The organism is Nocardioides sp. AN3 (assembly GCF_054653495.1).
The window spans coordinates 143,017-158,293 of sequence record NZ_BAAIGC010000007.1 but is presented as its reverse complement, the minus strand read 5'-3'; the positions used below and the strand labels follow the sequence as shown (position 1 = coordinate 158,293).

The window sequence follows — 15,277 nt, the reverse complement described above, 5'->3', positions numbered from 1 at the left end:
CACCGCCGGGACTGACACAGGGAAGCATCGAACCTGGCACGCGTCCTCGCGTGTCCGCAGAGGGCGCGAGCGACTCACGTGCCGTTTTGGGCACAATCGCAATATTCTCCATATTGTGCCGTTTTGGTCACAACTAGTACCGTTGGTTTGAATGTGCCGATTCCCGCACAAGGAGGGCGCGTGAAGCAGCGATGGCTGGTCAGCAACGGCGCCGATCTGGGCGAGAGCATCGCCGAGATCCGGCTGGCGCTTGGCCTGACACAGCAGCAACTCGCGGAGAAGGTCGGCGTCGAGCGCACCCGACTGGCCAAGCTCGAACGCGGCCGCACCACGATCATGGTCGACCTCCTCGTGAGGGTCCTTCGCACCATGGGCGCCACCCTGGTCGTCGAGTTCGACGACGACCCCACCACGCTGGGCGCATCTGGCGAGTCCACGGGCGCAGCAGGGCGTCGTGGCTAGGCGGGAACCGCTGTACGTGCAGATGTACGGCACCGTGATCGCCCGCCTGACCTCCGTCAGCCCCGGTCAGGTCACGTGCGAATACACCGACCAAGCCCGGTCGCAGTGGCCGCTCAATGCACCGCTCCTGTCGTGCTCGCTACCGATCAGCAGGCGGCCGATCAAGACGGCGGCCCCCTTCTTCCGTGGGCTCCTCCCCGAAGGCGCGGCACTGGCGGCCGTCGCTGCCGAGGCGAAGGTCCCGACGTTCGACACCTTCGGAATCCTGGCGCGGTTCGGCCGTGACGTCGCGGGCGCGGCGGTCATCAGTGCCGACGACTCAACACACGGGCCAGGGTGGGTCGCCGACTACGCCACCGCCGAGCTGGCTGCCGACGTCGCCGACATCGACGAACGCCCTTTCGCCCTGCACGACGACAGCGAACTGTCATTGCCCGGCCTGCAGAGCAAGCTCCTCCTCGTCCAGACCGAGCAGGGTTGGGGTCGACCCGCAGGCGGCTACCCCTCGACCCACATCTTGAAGGTCGAGGACCGCCGATACCCCGGATTGGTGACGATGGAAGCCGCGTGCCTCCGCCTCGCTCGCGAGCTCGGCCTGACCTCCGTTGACGCGGAGGTCACGACGATCGCTGACCTCGACTGCCTCATCGTCTCGCGTTACGACCGCCGCGCTGGCCCAGCCTCGGGCCTCCCTGAGCGAGTACACCAGGAGGACGTCTGCCAGGCGCTCGGCCTCGACATCGACGGGGCCGAGCGCCGTGCGAAGTATCAGGAGTTCGGCGGCCCAGGCTTCCGCGACGTCGCCAAGCTCCTCGTCCAACACGCAGAGACGCCGGTCGCCGCACACCTGACCAGCCTGTTGCGGACCGCGGTGTTCACCTACGCGATCGGGAACGGCGACGCGCATGGCAAGAACCTGTCATTGCTGCATTCGGACCAGGCCACTATCACGCTGGCTCCGCTCTACGACACCGTGCCCACCGCCTTGTGGAGCCGACTGCCAGATCGTGCAGCCATGTGGGTGAACGGGAAGACCCGTCTGTCAGCCGTCACCGCCCGCGACCTGGTCGCCGAGGCGATGTCGTGGCCCATGAGCGAGCAGGCGGCGACAGCGACCGTTGCCCGAACCGCTGACGAGCTCCTTGACGCCGCGGGCCGCTTGGACCTGCCCGACCACGTGGTGGAGCTGGTGACGGAGCGCGCGAAGCGCCTGCTTGCGCCGTAGCGCGGGGCGCGAGGCGCGGGGCGCGGGGCGCGGGGCAAACATGGCTTCGACTCCGGCTGCCCGGACGGCTCTGCCGCATGCGCGTCGCCGGTGAGACGACGGAGCTCCTCCACCGCCTCACCGGCCCGCGTGTGACGCAGACCACTTCACCCAGCAAGGCCAAGTAAGTAAGGTGAGCCTTACCTGACTTGAAAGGCCGGTCGTGAAGCGTATCGCCGTTGTCGTCGTCTCCCTCGTCGTCGCCCTTGCCGCGGCGACCCTTGCCGCGTGCTCGTCCAACAGTGACGCGCTCGTCGTCTACAACGCCCAGCACAAGCAGCTCATCGAGGAGCTGGTGCCGGCGTTCGAGAAGGAGACCGGGGTGAAGGTCGAGCTGCGCCACGGCTCGGACCTGGAGCTCGCGTCGCAGCTGATGGCGGAGGGCAAGGCGTCGAAGGCGGACGTCTTCCTCACCGAGAACTCCCCCGCCATGGCGGCCGTCGAACGTGACGGCCTCCTCGCGACACTGCCCGCCGACGTCACCGCACCGATCCCGGCGCAGTTCCGGCCGGCCAGCAACGAGTGGACCGGCTTCGTTGCCCGCTCCACCGTGCTCGTCTACAACACCGGCCAGGTCAAGGAGTCCGAGCTGCCGGACTCCCTCCTCGATCTCGCAGACCCTCAGTGGAAGGGCCGGATCTCGTTCTCGCCGACGGGCGCCGACTTCCAGGCGATCGTGGCCGGCGTCCTCGCCACCGAGGGCGAGAGGACCACGAAGGCCTGGCTCGAAGGCCTCGAGGCCAACGGCACGGTCTACGACGGCAACAACGTCGTGCTCGAGTCGGTGAACTCCGGCAAGTCGCCGGTCGGCATCGTCTACCACTACTACTGGTATCGCGACCAAGCCGAGTCCGGCGAGGTCAGCGACCACACGCAGCTCCACTTCTTCGGCAACCAGGACCCCGGCGCCTTCGTCAGCGTCTCCGGCGCCGGCGTCCTGGCCTCGAGCAAGCACAGGACCGCTGCGGAGAAGTTCGTCGGCTACCTCACGAGCAAGGCGGGGCAGCAGGGTCTGGCCGACAGCTACGCCCTGGAGTATCCGCTCAACCCCGACGTCCAGCTCGCGCCGCCGGTCAAGCCGTTCGCCGAGCTCCAGCCACCGAGAGTGACCGTGTCCGACCTTGACAGCGACCGGGTGGTCGACCTGATGACGGAGGTGGGGTTCCTCTGAGCGGCGAGTCGAACGGCGTCCCGGGCGTCGTGACCGGTGGCGACCTGTCAGGTGGCGTTCTGGGCGGGCTTCCCACCCGACTGCCGAGCGCCCGGTGGGTGGTGGCCGGGGTGGCCTTGCTCATCGTCGTCGCCTGCCTCGTGCCGGTCGCCTACGTGCTGTGGTCGGCCGCGTCCGGCCCGTCAGCGGCTCTCGAGTTCCTGCTGCGCCCACGCATCGGCGAGCTGCTGTGGAACACGGCCCGCCTGGTCGCCGGCGGTGTGCTCCTCAGCGTCGTCCTCGGCGTCGCGGGCGCGTGGCTCGTCGAGCGCTCCGACCTGCCGGTGCGAGGGCTGTGGCACGGCGCCCTGTGCGCGCCGCTGGCGGTGCCGGCGTTCGTGAACGGCTACGCCTGGGTGGCAACCACCCACGCCGTGCAGTCCTCTCTGGGTGCGGTCGTGGTGGTCTCGCTCTCCTACTACCCGCTCGTCTACCTGCCGACGGTCGCCGCACTCCGGCGGCTCGACCCGGCCCTGGAGGAGGTCGCGGCGTCCCTCGGGTGTGGGTCACGCGAGACCTTCCGGCGCGTAGTGCTCCCTGGAATCGCGCCGGCGGTCCTCGGGGGCGCGCTGCTCGTCGCGCTCCATCTCCTCTCTGAGTACGGCGCCCTCCAGCTGCTGAACTACCCGACCCTCACGACCGCGATCCTCCAGCAGTACGGCACCGCGTTCAACGGCGCCGCCGCGACGCTGCTGGCCAGCGTCCTGCTGCTGGCGTGCCTCGGACTGCTGCTCCTCGAGGTGATCGTGCGTGGGTCCGCTCGCCGTGCCCGAGTCGGCGGCGGCACGCCCAGGCCGGCGGAACGGCACGCGCTCGGCCGCGTCACCGTGCCCGTGCTCGCGGGCCTCACCGCGTTCGTCGCGCTCGCAGTCGGTGTGCCGGTCGGCAGCCTGGTCAGGTGGCTCGCGCGGGGCAGCTCGGCCGGCTTCGACGTCGACCGCCTGCTGTCGGCTGCCGGCACGAGTGTGGGCCTCGCGGCCGCCGCCGGGATGATCGCCACCGTCGCTGCGCTTCCGGTCGTCTGGGGGGCGGTGCGCCGCGCGTCGGGTTGGTCGGTCGGCGTCGAGCGGGCGGCGTACATCACGAGCGCCCTCCCGGGCGTCGTCGTCGCTCTTGCGCTGGTGACGGTGACGATCCGCTGGTTGCCGGGGCTCTACCAGACGCTTCCGCTCCTCGCGGCGGCGTACGTGATCCTGTTCCTCCCCCGCGCCCTCGTGTCCGTCAGGGGGGTGCTCGAGCTCGTCCCGGCCCGGCTCGAGGAGGTCGCCCTCACCCTCGGCCAGAGCCCGATGGGGGCGATGTGGCGGGTGACCCTGCCGCTGCTGCTGCCCGGCCTCGCGACCGCGACCGCGCTGGTCGCGCTCGCCGTCTCGACCGAGCTCACGGCAACCCTGCTCCTGGCGCCGATCGGCACGACGACGCTCGCCACCGAGTTCTGGAGCGAGGCCTCGGCGGTGGCGTACGGCGCCGCGGCGCCCTACGCCCTGGCCCTGGTGCTCCTCTCGGTGCCCGCGACGATCCTCCTCGGCCGCATCGCCGTCGGGGAGGCACGATGACCCCCACGCCCCACGCAGCGCTGCGGGTGACGGGGCTGTGCGCGAGCCACGGCGCCCGGACGGTGCTCGAGGGTCTCGACCTGATCGTCGCCGAGGGCGTGACCGCCGTGCTGGGCCCGTCCGGCTGCGGCAAGACGACGCTGCTGCGCGCCGTGGCCGGCTTCATCACCCCCACGGCCGGCGACATCGCGATCGGCGGCCGGTCGGCTCTCGGCCTGGCGCCACGTCGCCGCGGCGTGGGGCACGTCCCCCAGGAGGGCGCGCTCTTCCCGCATCTCGACGTCGCCGCCAACATCGCCTTCGGCCTCGGGCGCCGGGTCGGGCGGACCGCGCGGCAGCGGCGGGTCGAGGAGCTTCTGGCCCTGCTCGAGCTCCCGCAGGAGCTCGCCTCGCGCCAGCCGCACCAGCTCTCCGGCGGCCAGCAGCAGCGCGTCGCCGTCGCCCGGGCACTGGCCCCGAGCCCGGGCCTCGTGCTGCTCGACGAGCCGTTCTCCTCCCTCGACGCCGGGCTCCGCGAGGAGACCGGCCGCGCGGTGGTCCGGGCTCTGCGGGCGACCGGTGCGGCGGCGGTCCTGGTGACACACGACCAGGGCGAGGCGCTCTCGCTCGCCGACCAGGTCGCCGTCATGGCGGATGGTCGCTTCCTGCAGGTCGCGTCCCCGACCGACCTCTACCTCTCCCCCGCGCATCCAGACGTTGCTGCGTTCCTCGGGTCGGCGACGGTGCTGCGCGGTGAGGTCACGGCCGACGGCCGCGTCCACTCGCCGCTGGGGCAGGTCGAGGTGGTCTCCCCCCAGCCGCCTGGCGAGGTCACGCTCGTCGTGCGTGCCGAGCAGCTCCAGGTCGTGACCGGTCCCACCGCCGACGCCGCGGTGCCGGGCATCGTCGACGAGGTGTCGTTCTTCGGTCACGACGCGACCGTCCGGGTCCGGCTCGCGAGCGGTGAGCTGCTGCTGGCCCGAGTCCCGGGCGTCGGCATCCCGGCGAGCGGGACGAAGGTCGGCCTGGACGTCGTCGGGCCGCTGGTGGCCTTCACGGCGGTCGGAGCCGGCCGATGACGGTCCTGGAGACCGCTGCGGGACACCTCCTGCTCCGCGGGCGGGCCGGCGACCCGGCGCTGATGACGGCCGAGACGACGCTCACCTACGCCGACCTCGAGCGTGCCGTCGTACGCCGGGCTGCCGAGCTGGGACCCGCTCGTCGCCTGGTGCTCCTCGAAACCCGGAACGACCTCGCCTCGGTGGTCGACTATCTGGCCGCGCTCGCCAGCCACCACCCGGTCCTGCTCGCACCCCCCGGCGGTCCTCGCGTCGAGCTCCGGGCCCGCTACCGGTCGGCGCTCGAGGGCGACGCCGACCTCCACCCCGACCTCGCGGTGCTGCTGTCGACCTCCGGCTCGACCGGCTCCCCGAAGCTCGTGCGGCTCTCCCGAGAGAACCTCGTCGCGAACGCGACCAGCATCGCGACGTACCTCCGGCTCACCGCCGCCGACCGCGCGATGACCTCACTCCCCCTGCACTACTGCTACGGCCTGTCGGTTCTCAACAGCCACCTGATCAGCGGCGCCGCCGTCGTCCTGACCGACCTCTCGGTCGCCGACAACTGCTTCTGGGACCTCGCCGCGCGCGTCGGGGCGACCTGCTTCGCCGGGGTGCCCTACACCTTCGACCTGCTCGACAGCTCCGGCTTCGCCGACCGCACGCTTCCGGCCCTGCGCTACATCACCCAGGCCGGCGGTCGGATGCCGGCGGAGCAGATCCGCCGCTACGCCGACCTGGGCGCCGAACGCGGTTGGGACCTGTTCGTCATGTACGGCCAGACCGAGGCCACCGCCCGGATGGCCTACCTGCCGCCCGCACTGGCCGGTCTGCGGCCCGAGGCGATCGGCGTCCCGATTCCGGGCGGGGACTTCCGGCTCGACCCGGTCGAGGGTGCGGAGCCGGGGGTGGGCGAGCTCGTCTACACCGGCCCGAACGTGATGATGGGGTATGCCGAGCAGGCGGCCGATCTGGCCCGCGGGGCCGAGCTCGGCGAGCTGCGCACCGGTGACCTCGCCCGCCAGGCCGACGACGGCCTGTGGGAGATCACCGGCCGGCGCAACCGCTTCGGCAAGGTCCTCGGTCTGCGCCTCGACCTCGACCGCATCGAGACCGAGCTGGCCACCACGTCCGGTGCGTCGGTGCGCGCTGTCGCGCCGGGCGCTCGGCTGCACCTGTTCGTGGCGGGGCGGGGGGTCGCGGAGCGGCTCCGCGGGTTGCTGGCCGACGTCGTCACCCTGCCGGCCTCGGGCATTGAGATCCACCACGTGCCCGAGGTTCCGCGCACCCGCAGCGGCAAGGTCGACTACGCCGCCCTCGAGGCCCGGGCCACCGCATCCGACGCGATCGCGGACCGCGCGGAGGGTGCTGAGTGCGCGCACCGCGCCGGGTCCCGTGACCCGTCTGCGCGCGACGACGCCTCGGCCGACGCACTCCGCGCCGTGTACGCAGGCGCCCTGGGCCGCCCGGACGCGAGCATCGAGGACACGTTCGTCTCGCTGGGCGGTGACTCGCTCTCCTTCGTCGAGATCGCGACGCAGCTCGCCGACCGCCTGGGGACGCTGCCGTCCGCCTGGCAGCACCGGACGATCGCGGAGCTGGCGGCGAGCGGCCGACCGCGACGTCGATGGCTGACGCCGGTCGAGCTCCCCGTCCTGCTGCGGGCGCTGGCCATCGTCGCGGTCGTGGGCAGCCATGCCGACGTCTGGACCGTCCTCGGCGGTGCTCATGTGCTGCTGGCCGTCGCCGGCTACAACCTGGCCCGGTTCGGCCTTGCCGCACCCACACGCGGACTCCGCACCCGTCGGCTGCTCGGGGCCGCCGGCTCCGTCGTCGTCCCTGCGGCCCTCTGGGTGGGCGGCGTCGCGCTCGTCAGCGATCGCTACCAGTGGCGGACCGCGCTCGGTCTCAACCAGGCGCTCGGCAGTGACGGTTGGACCCGCGACTGGCAGCTCTGGTTCCTGGAGGCAGTCACCTGGTCGTTCGCCGGGCTCGCGGTCCTCCTTGCCGTGCCCGCGCTCGACATCTGGCAGCGACGGCATCGTTTCGGCGCGGCCGGGGTCGCGGTCGGCGTGACGCTGGTCGTCCGGTTCGCGTGGGTCGGCGTCGAGGCCGGCCCCACGGAGCGCTACACGATCGGATGCGTCCTGTGGTGCCTGGCGCAGGGCTGGGCAGCCGCCGAGGCGCACCGCCCCTGGCAGCGGGTCACGGTCGCGGCCGCGGCGGTGGTGGCGACCTACGGGTTCTTCGGGGACCCGGTGCGCGAGACCGTCGTCGTCGCCGGAGCCGTCGTACTTCTCATGCCGTGGCCCGTCCTGCTCCCCCGGCTGCTCGCACGGACCACGGGCGCGCTCGCGAGCGCCTCGCTGTGGATCTACCTCGTGCACTGGCAGATCTACCCGGACCTGGAGGCCGCGGGGCTCGGTGGAGTAGGCGTCCTTGCGTCGCTGCTAGCGGGACTGCTGGCCTCCGCCGGATACACCGCCGCCGTGCGTTGGTGGGCGTGGTGGACGAGGGCCGTCATCGCTGCCGATGACCGCCGGTCCGGCAGAGCCCCTCGGGATCCGGGTCGTCGCGTCACGCCTCAGATGTGGAGATGAACCCGAGCAGGCGTGCGGCGCCGAGAGCCGTGAGCGGCTCGCCGAGGTGGAAGCCTTGCCCCACGTGCACGCCGAGGGCGCCCAGCATCGAGAGCTGGTCGTGTGTCTCGACTCCTTCGACGACGATCTCGACGTTCAGGTCGCGCAGGAGCCGGATGACGCCGGCGAGCACCGCGCATGGGCGAGCGTCGGTCGTGGCCTGTTGTAGGAAGCTGCGGTCGAGCTTGACGGTGTCGACATCGAAGTGGCTGAGGTAGCCCAGCGAGGCGTGCCCGCTGCCGAAGTCGTCGATGGCGATGCGCACCCCCAGGGCGCGCAGCCTGCCGATCTGCTCGACGGCCTCGCCGATGTTGTCGATCAGGGCGGACTCGGTGATCTCCAGCTCGAGTTCCTCGGCCCGAAGCCCTGCGTGATCGAGTGCCTGCACGACGTCATGGATGAGGTCTGGCGACGTGAAGTGCATGGTCGAGAGGTTGGCTGAGAGCCGGAGCGGGCGGTCCGCCTCCACGCTCCACCGCCGGACCTGTGCGGTCGCGACGTCCAGAACGAAGCGGTCCAAGGCGATGATCGCACCGGTGCGCTCAGCCGCGGGGATGAACTCTCCAGCGGGGACGGGGCCACGGCGTGGGTCGTTCCAACGGGCCAGCGCTTCGAACCCGACGATCTGGTGGTCGTGGAGTCGGTAGAGCGGTTGGTAGTGCACCTCGACCTCGCCACGTCGCACCGCTCCGACCAAGCGCGCCGAGGTCAGCGAGTCCTGCATGGTGGAGCTCAACGACTCACGTTGCCCGCGGGTCAGCCATGCCAGGAACAAGGCGACCAGCACGAACACGAGCATGCGGAGCAGCCAGTGGTCGAGCTGCTGCGGCTCACCGGTGGCGACCTCGGCCGGGAGAGCGGGCCCGGCGAGAAGTCCCCCGGTCACCGCAGTGGCAAGGACCAACGGCCACGTCAGGCGCACGGCGGCCAGGATGATCGGCAGGTAGAACAGGTGTGGAAGCGAAGAGTTCGACCCGCCGGCGCCGTAGCATGCGACCCACGCGAGCCCGAGTCCTGCCAGCGTGGCGGCGACGGCCAACCACGCACCGGCACCGGTATAGGCGATGTAGGCGATCCGCAGGCCCACGCCGCCGCGACGCCTGGCGTCGGCAAGGGCGATGGTCACGCGTTCTTCTTCCCAGAGTGGCCGATGATCGCTGATGTCGGCGGACGCTAGCTCATGACCGCGGTTGCATCAGGATCGGGGTGCTCTCCCGGAACAACGAGGCAGGCGATCAGCGGTCACGAGGCCTGCGTCGTCGCCGGCGGCGCGACACCGAGCTCGCGCAGGGCTTCGGCGTACCGCGCGATGTTCCGCAGCTTGACCGTCTCGTAGCCGCGGATCATGTCGGGCAGCTCGGCCAGCTGCACCGCCCGCTCGTAGGAGTCGAGGGTGAGGCCGTCGGCGAGGTCGGCGAGCAAGGCGCGGTAGTGGTCGCGCAGGTCGCGTTCGACCCGACGCAGATGTGCGTATCCGAAGACGTCGGCCGGTGTCCCCCGCAGGAACTTCAGGCGAGCCAACGTCCGGAGCGCCACGTGGGACTGCGGACCGAACGCGATCTTCTTCTTCCGGCCCAGCGCCCGAAGCGTGGGCGGGTGGAGCATGTAGGAGACGGTTCCCTCGGGGAAGGCCTCCTGGGCCGAGTCCAGGAACGCTGGGTCCGTGAGGAGGCGTGCGACCTCGTACTCGTCCTTGTAGGCGGTGAGCTTGAACAGGTTGCGGGCGACCGCTTCGCTCAGGCGCGTCTCGTTCGTCACTGCGCGTTCGGCCGTGGCGATCTGCGCGACGAAGTCCACATAGTCGGCGCAGACCGCGTCGTTCTGGTAGGCGACGAGGCCCGCGGCGCGTTGCGTGACGAGGCGGAGAACCTCGCCCTGGAGGTCGCTGCGCGTCACCGCGGTCGGGACGGGTCGCTGCTGAGCTCGTGCCGTGGATCCTGTCTGGGGCGCGACGACCGCCTGGAAGGCGTCGGGCGCGGCGACCGCGGCGCGGCCCCAGCGGAAGGCCGCCACGTTCGCATCGACCGCGGTGCCGTTGATGCCGATGGCCTCCTCGATCGCCGCAGCGGGCAGCCGGAGGGCGCCGGACTGGTAGGCGGCGCCCACCAGGAGGAAGTTGGCCGCCATGGTGTTGCCGAAGATGCGTTCCGCTGCGTCGAGGGCATCGACGGTGAAGACCTCGGCGCTGGCGGAGCGGACCCGCTCGAGGAGGTCGACCTCGTCCGGGTGCTGCACCTTCGTGTCGTAGACCATCGCGCCGGTCGGCGTCCGGCTGGTCGAGACCACCGTCTTGGTCGCCTGCGGGTCGCCGTAGGCGAGGTTGCGGTCCTCGGCGAGGGTGAGCAGGTCGAAGCCGAGGAAGCAGTCGGCCGACCCGGGCGTCAGCCGGTTGGCCGGCTCGAGGTCCCCGGCGGCGAAGCGGAGATGTCCCACCACCGGGCCCGCCTTCTGGCTCAGCCCGGTCTGGTCCAGCGACTCGACGGCATAGCCCGCACGCGCTGCGGCGGTGGCGAGGACCTGGTTGACCGTCACGATGCCGGTGCCGCCGATGCCCACCATGAAGACATTCTGCGTCGCGGAGACGGTTCCCTCCGCGGCGCTGGGCGCGAGGGTCGGCGGGACCGGGAACGTGCGCTTCGCCCTCCCCCTGGAGCTCTCGGTCTTCGACCCGGTCTTCCGCGCGGCGTTTCGTGCCGCCCTCCGTGCCGCCCTCCGTGCCGCCTTCCGCGCTGCCTTGCGGCTCTTGCGGGGTGAGGTCTCGATGGTGACGAACGACGGGCAGTCCCCGTCGAGGCAGCTGTAGTCGGTGTTGCAGGAGGTCTGGTCGATGCGGGTCTTGCGACCGTACTCGGTCTCGACCGGTTGGACGGAGAGGCAGTTGCTCTTCACTCCGCAGTCGCCGCATCCCTCGCAGACGGCCTCGTTGATGACCACCCGCTTGGTGCGGGCCGGCAGCCCGCCGCGCTTGCGCTGACGCCGGGCGTCGGCGGCGCAGTGCTGGTCATAGATCAGGACGGTGACACCGGGGGTCTCGCGCAGGATCCGCTGGGCCTCGTCGAGGCGGTCACGGCTCCAGAGCAAGGTGCCGCGTGCGAGGTCGCGCTTGCGGTGTCGATCGGGCTCGTCGGCGCAGACGATGATCTTCGTGACGCCCTCGCTGCGCAGCTTGTGGGTCAGCTGCGGAACGCTGAGGGCGCCCTCGGCGTCCTGAGCGCCGGTCATCGCGACGACGTCGTTGTAGAGGACCTTGTAGGTGATGTTCACCCCGGCCGCGATGCACGCCTGGACGGCGAGCTGCGCGGAGTGGAAGAACGTGCCGTCGCCGACGTTCTGGAAGATGTGCTCGGCGTCGGTGAACCAGGCCTGCCCGATCCACTGAGCGCCCTCACCGCCCATCTGCGTCACGCCCGTGACCGCGCTGTCCTCACGGTCGGAGATCGTGACCATCACGTGGCAGCCGATCCCGCCCCCACCCATCGAGCCCTCCGGGATGGCGGTGGAGCGGTTGTGCGGGCAGCCACTGCAGAAGTACGCCGACCGGCTGGCCGACAGCAGCGGGAGCTGCGTGCGCTTCGGCTTCGGCGGCGCCACGGCGACCGCGTCCTGGAGGACGTGCCGCATCGGCGCCAGCAGCCGACCGGCGGTCAGCTCGCCGTCAGCGGGGATCAGCGTCAGCCCCGACGCGTCCCGCTTGCCCAAGACCTGCGGCGCGCCGGAGGTGCCGTAGAGAATCTCGCGCACCTGGGCCTCGATGAAGGACGTCTTGTCCTCCACCACCACGATGCGGTCGAGGCCCTCGGCGAACCGCGTCACGATGCCGGGCTCGACGGGGCTCATCAGACCCAGGCGCAGCAGGCGGATGCCGGCCCGCTCCAGGTCGTCGTCTCGGACGCCGAGATCGAGGAACGCTTGGCGCATCGAGTCGAAGCAGCTGCCTGACGCGATGAAGCCCAGCGTGGCCTGAGGCGGGTCGACCTCGAGCACGTTCAGCCGGTTGAGGGCGGCGTACTCCCGCACGACCTTGGCTCTGGGTCCGACGAGCGCGGCCTCGGCGCCGACGATGGCGTCGGGGCGGAGCACCATCGGACGCTGCTCGTAAGTGTAGGTCCGTCCCTCCCACTCGACCTCGGGCCGGCCGGGAGTCGCGGCGCCGACGGAGGGCTCGACCATCCAGGCGCCATCGGCGACATCGGCCACGATCTTGAGGGCGACGACGCATCCTGAGGCGCGCGACATCTCGATGCCGTGCAGACCGAGGGTGACGATCTCCGCGGCGTTGCGCGGGAACAGCACGGGGATCCCGAGCGCCGCCAAGGAGCGCTCGCTGACCGCGGGGACCGTCGACGACTTCGACGCAGGGTCGTCGCCAACCAGCAGCAAGGCGCCGCCGTTGGGGTTGACGCCGTACATGTTGGCGTGCCGCAGAGCGTCGGTCGCGCGGTCGACACCTGGCCCCTTGCCGTACCAGAAGCCGGTGACGCCGTCGTAGGTGCGGGTGCCCAGGGGGAGGTCGATCTGACTTCCCCAGACAGAGGTGGCCGCCAGCTCCTCGTTCACGCCGGGCACGAACCGGATGTCGTTCTCCTCCAGCACCTCCGGCATCTCGGCGAGCATGCGGTCCAGGCCCCCCAGCGGACTGCCTTGGTAGCCGGAGACGAACGAGGCCGTGCGCAGACCGCGCCGCCGATCCAGAGCGCGATGCTCCACGAGGAGCCGCGCGATCGCCTGCACGCCCGTCAGCAGCATGGGCGGCCCGCCAGCCTTGAACCGGTCGGCGAGCTCATAGGCCTCGACGGTCGGTCGGTTGAGCAGCTCGGTCACGACTGATCCTCCTGGCTGACGCGGCGCCGGAGCGCCCGCTCGTCGATGGCTCTGGTGGCACGACTCTGGCCGTCCCGTGCCTCCGATCACAACGTATATCGCGCAGATAGGCGACACGTCGCAACCGGCCACCACTGACAGAGGAATCTCGCGCGAATTCTTCGCTCATGCTCTACATTTCCTTGCGTGAGCGAGCCGACCGTGCTGGATCAGATCGACCGTCAGATCCTCGCTCTGCTGCAGGAGAATGCCCGGCGACCCCTCCGCGAGATCGCCGCCAGCGTCGGGCTCACCGTGGCGCCGGTGCAACGTCGCATCGCCCGGCTCGAGAAGACCGGCGTCATCAGCCGCTACACCGTGCAGATCAACCAGGGCCGCATTGCGACCGGGATCGAGGCCGTCACCGAGCTGCAGTTCGCCGCGGACCTCGACCTCGCCCAGATCATGGAGTTCGTCGCCCAGATCCCCGAGGTGGAGGAGGTCCTGACCCTCGCCGGCGACCCCGACGCCCTGGTCCGCATCCGGGTCGATGGCGTCGAGCATCTGCGCCAGGTCGTGAGCCGCATGCGCTCGGGTGGACCCGTCGCCGGCACCAAGACCCTCGTCATCCTCGAGAGATGGAATCGGTTCGGCTGACGCGGTCAGCGCCCTGCACAGCGGTCCTCGCTCAGCCGACTGGAGCCTTGTCGATGGTTTCGGCTGCGTGAATGGCGTTACTGGCCGCTCGCGCCAGGGATGGAGTCGACCTGGTCGAGCATCTCGGTGAGCTGATGCCGCAGCCGCCCTCTGAGCTCGGTTGCTGCTTGCTGGAGGCGGGCGACCTCCTCCTCGTGGCGCCCGCGTAGTGCCGTCGTCTCCTCACGCAGTCGAGACGCCTCCTCGCGTGCCTCGTTCGTCATGTGCGTGCTCTCAGCCCGCGCGGAGCTAGCCAAGCGGTCGGCCTCGGTCCTTGCAGCGCGCACGAGCTCGGCGGCCTCTTCGCGAGCGCGCGCCACGATCGTCGCCGCGTCGTTTCGGGCGTCTGAGCGCCACTGCTCGGTCTCGCGGGCGGTCAGCTCGAGCAGTCGAGCCGCCGCGTGCGAAGCGTGGGAGCCATCGTCGTGGGTGGCCTCCGGGCCATCCGGCGGCGCCGTGTCGCCATGGGTGTCGCCACCGCCACTGGTGGACGGATCGCCCGGCCCGTCTACGTTGATGCTCATGCCCGACCCCCGTGTTCGTATTGATGGCACCCACATGCTGCACTGTCGGGCCTGAGCAAAGACTGCCAGAGTCGGCCCCGGACGAGTTCGCTTCCGCGATCTGTGAGATCAGAGACAGCGCCGTGTCGCCGTCATCCGTCACCCCTCATGTCGATGGCGTCAGGATGCCGCTCGGTCTAGAGACCGTTGGTCTTGAGCCAGTCCAGGATGGCGTCGGCCACTTCCCTCCAGCCGCTGTCGATGGTCAGCGAATGGCCGCGTCCCTCGAACTGCTTCAGCTCGGTGACCGCCGCGGAGTCGCGATACTGCTTCAACGTCGAGCGGGTGACCACGTCAGGAACGGTGTGGTCTTCAAGTCCCGAGACCAGGAGAAGGGGTCCCCTGTTCTCGTTGGCCGTGTTCACCTTGGCCTGGGAGTGCATCACGAAGTTCGCAGCGGCAGCCTGGAACAACGGCCTGGCCGGTGACGGGATCGTCCACTTCTCGTAGAGCTGATCGGACTCCTCCTCGCTGACCGCGTTCCCGAAGCCGAATCGGAACTCCTTTCGGCTCAGGGACACCGCCTTGTGAAGATTGCTCGGGTTTCCCAAGGCAGGGAGGCCAGCGCGCAACTGGGCAAGTGGCAGCGGGAGCACGCCCTTGATCTGCGCAGGGTCGATGGCGACCGCAGCTGCTCCGATCCCTTGGCCCAGAAGCTTCTCGGCGATGAGTCCTCCGAAGGAGTGCCCGATGATCACGGGAGGCTCGGCCAAGCCGTCGATGATGTCGGCGTAGTGTCCCGTGGCGTCATTGATGCCGATGTTGGCTACGCGCTCGGGGTGCTCTCGAGCCTCGGCGACCGTCTCGGGCTCGCCGGGCCAGCCAGGCGCAAGCGGGCTGTACCCAGCCTCGCGGAAGAGCTCGACCCAAGGATCCCAGCTGGTTGCGTGCAGCCAGAGACCGTGAATGAAGACGACAGGTTTCAAGGCCATGACGGTGCCCTCCAAGGTCGTAGCGCTCCAGTGGAATCCACTCTGGCCAAGGTCAGCGTCGGTGGCAACCGTGAACGATGACGGGTCCAGGCCGCGTGTCCTCGGAGGTGTCACAAAT

11 protein-coding genes are annotated in these 15,277 nt (G+C 70.5%); 7 read left to right on the top strand and 4 right to left on the bottom strand.

The genetic code is table 11. The features are described from left to right. Positions 1-180: 180 nt before the first annotated feature. From ACYQ1K_RS10830 to ACYQ1K_RS10805, 6 genes are all read left to right on the top strand, one after another. Entirely contained in the window at positions 181-462 is a 282-nt protein-coding gene (locus ACYQ1K_RS10830; protein ID WP_459982983.1) for a helix-turn-helix transcriptional regulator, read from the top strand. Next, positions 455-1,687, top strand: coding sequence for a HipA domain-containing protein (locus tag ACYQ1K_RS10825; protein WP_459982982.1), 1,233 nt, complete (start codon positions 455-457; stop codon positions 1,685-1,687). Before ACYQ1K_RS10830 ends, ACYQ1K_RS10825 begins: the two co-directional genes overlap by 8 nt. Positions 1,688-1,889: 202 nt before the next feature. Further along, positions 1,890-2,897 carry an iron ABC transporter substrate-binding protein gene (locus ACYQ1K_RS10820; protein ID WP_459982981.1) on the top strand — a complete coding sequence of 336 codons (1,008 nt, stop codon included), beginning with the start codon at positions 1,890-1,892 and terminating at the stop codon, positions 2,895-2,897. Positions 2,898-2,926: 29 nt separating this feature from the next. Further along, complete coding sequence (locus ACYQ1K_RS10815) at positions 2,927-4,492, top strand: ABC transporter permease (protein WP_459982980.1); 1,566 nt, start codon at positions 2,927-2,929, stop codon at positions 4,490-4,492. Further along, positions 4,489-5,550: an ABC transporter ATP-binding protein gene (locus ACYQ1K_RS10810; protein WP_459982979.1), complete on the top strand. Its 1,062-nt coding sequence runs from the start codon at positions 4,489-4,491 to the stop codon at positions 5,548-5,550. The genes ACYQ1K_RS10815 and ACYQ1K_RS10810 overlap by 4 nt, the downstream gene beginning before the upstream one ends. After that, positions 5,547-8,129 carry an AMP-binding protein gene (locus tag ACYQ1K_RS10805; RefSeq protein WP_459982978.1) on the top strand — a complete coding sequence of 861 codons (2,583 nt, stop codon included), beginning with the start codon at positions 5,547-5,549 and terminating at the stop codon, positions 8,127-8,129. Before ACYQ1K_RS10810 ends, ACYQ1K_RS10805 begins: the two co-directional genes overlap by 4 nt. On the opposite strand, the gene ACYQ1K_RS10800 is transcribed toward ACYQ1K_RS10805, so the two are convergent. Together ACYQ1K_RS10800 and ACYQ1K_RS10795 are read right to left on the bottom strand one after the other, a co-directional pair. Then, on the bottom strand, positions 8,107-9,294 hold the full coding sequence (locus ACYQ1K_RS10800) for an EAL domain-containing protein (RefSeq protein WP_459982977.1): 1,188 nt from the start codon (positions 9,292-9,294) through the stop codon (positions 8,107-8,109). The two genes, ACYQ1K_RS10805 and ACYQ1K_RS10800, sit on opposite strands and share 23 nt — an antisense overlap. A gap of 116 nt (positions 9,295-9,410) precedes the next feature. Further along, positions 9,411-12,989: an indolepyruvate ferredoxin oxidoreductase family protein gene (locus tag ACYQ1K_RS10795; protein WP_459982976.1), complete on the bottom strand. Its 3,579-nt coding sequence runs from the start codon at positions 12,987-12,989 to the stop codon at positions 9,411-9,413. Positions 12,990-13,175: 186 nt separating this feature from the next. On the opposite strand from ACYQ1K_RS10795, the gene ACYQ1K_RS10790 reads away from it, so the two are divergent. Further along, positions 13,176-13,625, top strand: a complete 450-nt coding sequence (locus ACYQ1K_RS10790; RefSeq protein WP_459982975.1) for an Lrp/AsnC family transcriptional regulator — start codon at positions 13,176-13,178, stop codon at positions 13,623-13,625. Between the two features lie 77 nt (positions 13,626-13,702). On the opposite strand, the gene ACYQ1K_RS10785 is transcribed toward ACYQ1K_RS10790, so the two are convergent. Continuing rightward, positions 13,703-14,188 carry a F0F1 ATP synthase subunit B family protein gene (locus ACYQ1K_RS10785; protein WP_459982974.1) on the bottom strand — a complete coding sequence of 162 codons (486 nt, stop codon included), beginning with the start codon at positions 14,186-14,188 and terminating at the stop codon, positions 13,703-13,705. Positions 14,189-14,364: 176 nt separating this feature from the next. Continuing rightward, positions 14,365-15,159: an alpha/beta hydrolase gene (locus tag ACYQ1K_RS10780; RefSeq protein ID WP_459982973.1), complete on the bottom strand. Its 795-nt coding sequence runs from the start codon at positions 15,157-15,159 to the stop codon at positions 14,365-14,367. Between the last annotated feature and the right edge of the window lie 118 nt (positions 15,160-15,277).

What these genes read in the sequence shown, in the direction of transcription:
- ACYQ1K_RS10780 (WP_459982973.1), bottom strand. Translation starts at nt 15,159, where the DNA reads ATGGCCTTGAAACCTGTCGTCTTCATTCACGGTCTCTGGCTGCACGCA.
- ACYQ1K_RS10785 (WP_459982974.1), bottom strand. Translation starts at nt 14,188, where the DNA reads ATGAGCATCAACGTAGACGGGCCGGGCGATCCGTCCACCAGTGGCGGT.
- ACYQ1K_RS10810 (WP_459982979.1), top strand. Translation starts at nt 4,489, where the DNA reads ATGACCCCCACGCCCCACGCAGCGCTGCGGGTGACGGGGCTGTGCGCG.
- ACYQ1K_RS10805 (WP_459982978.1), top strand. Translation starts at nt 5,547, where the DNA reads ATGACGGTCCTGGAGACCGCTGCGGGACACCTCCTGCTCCGCGGGCGG.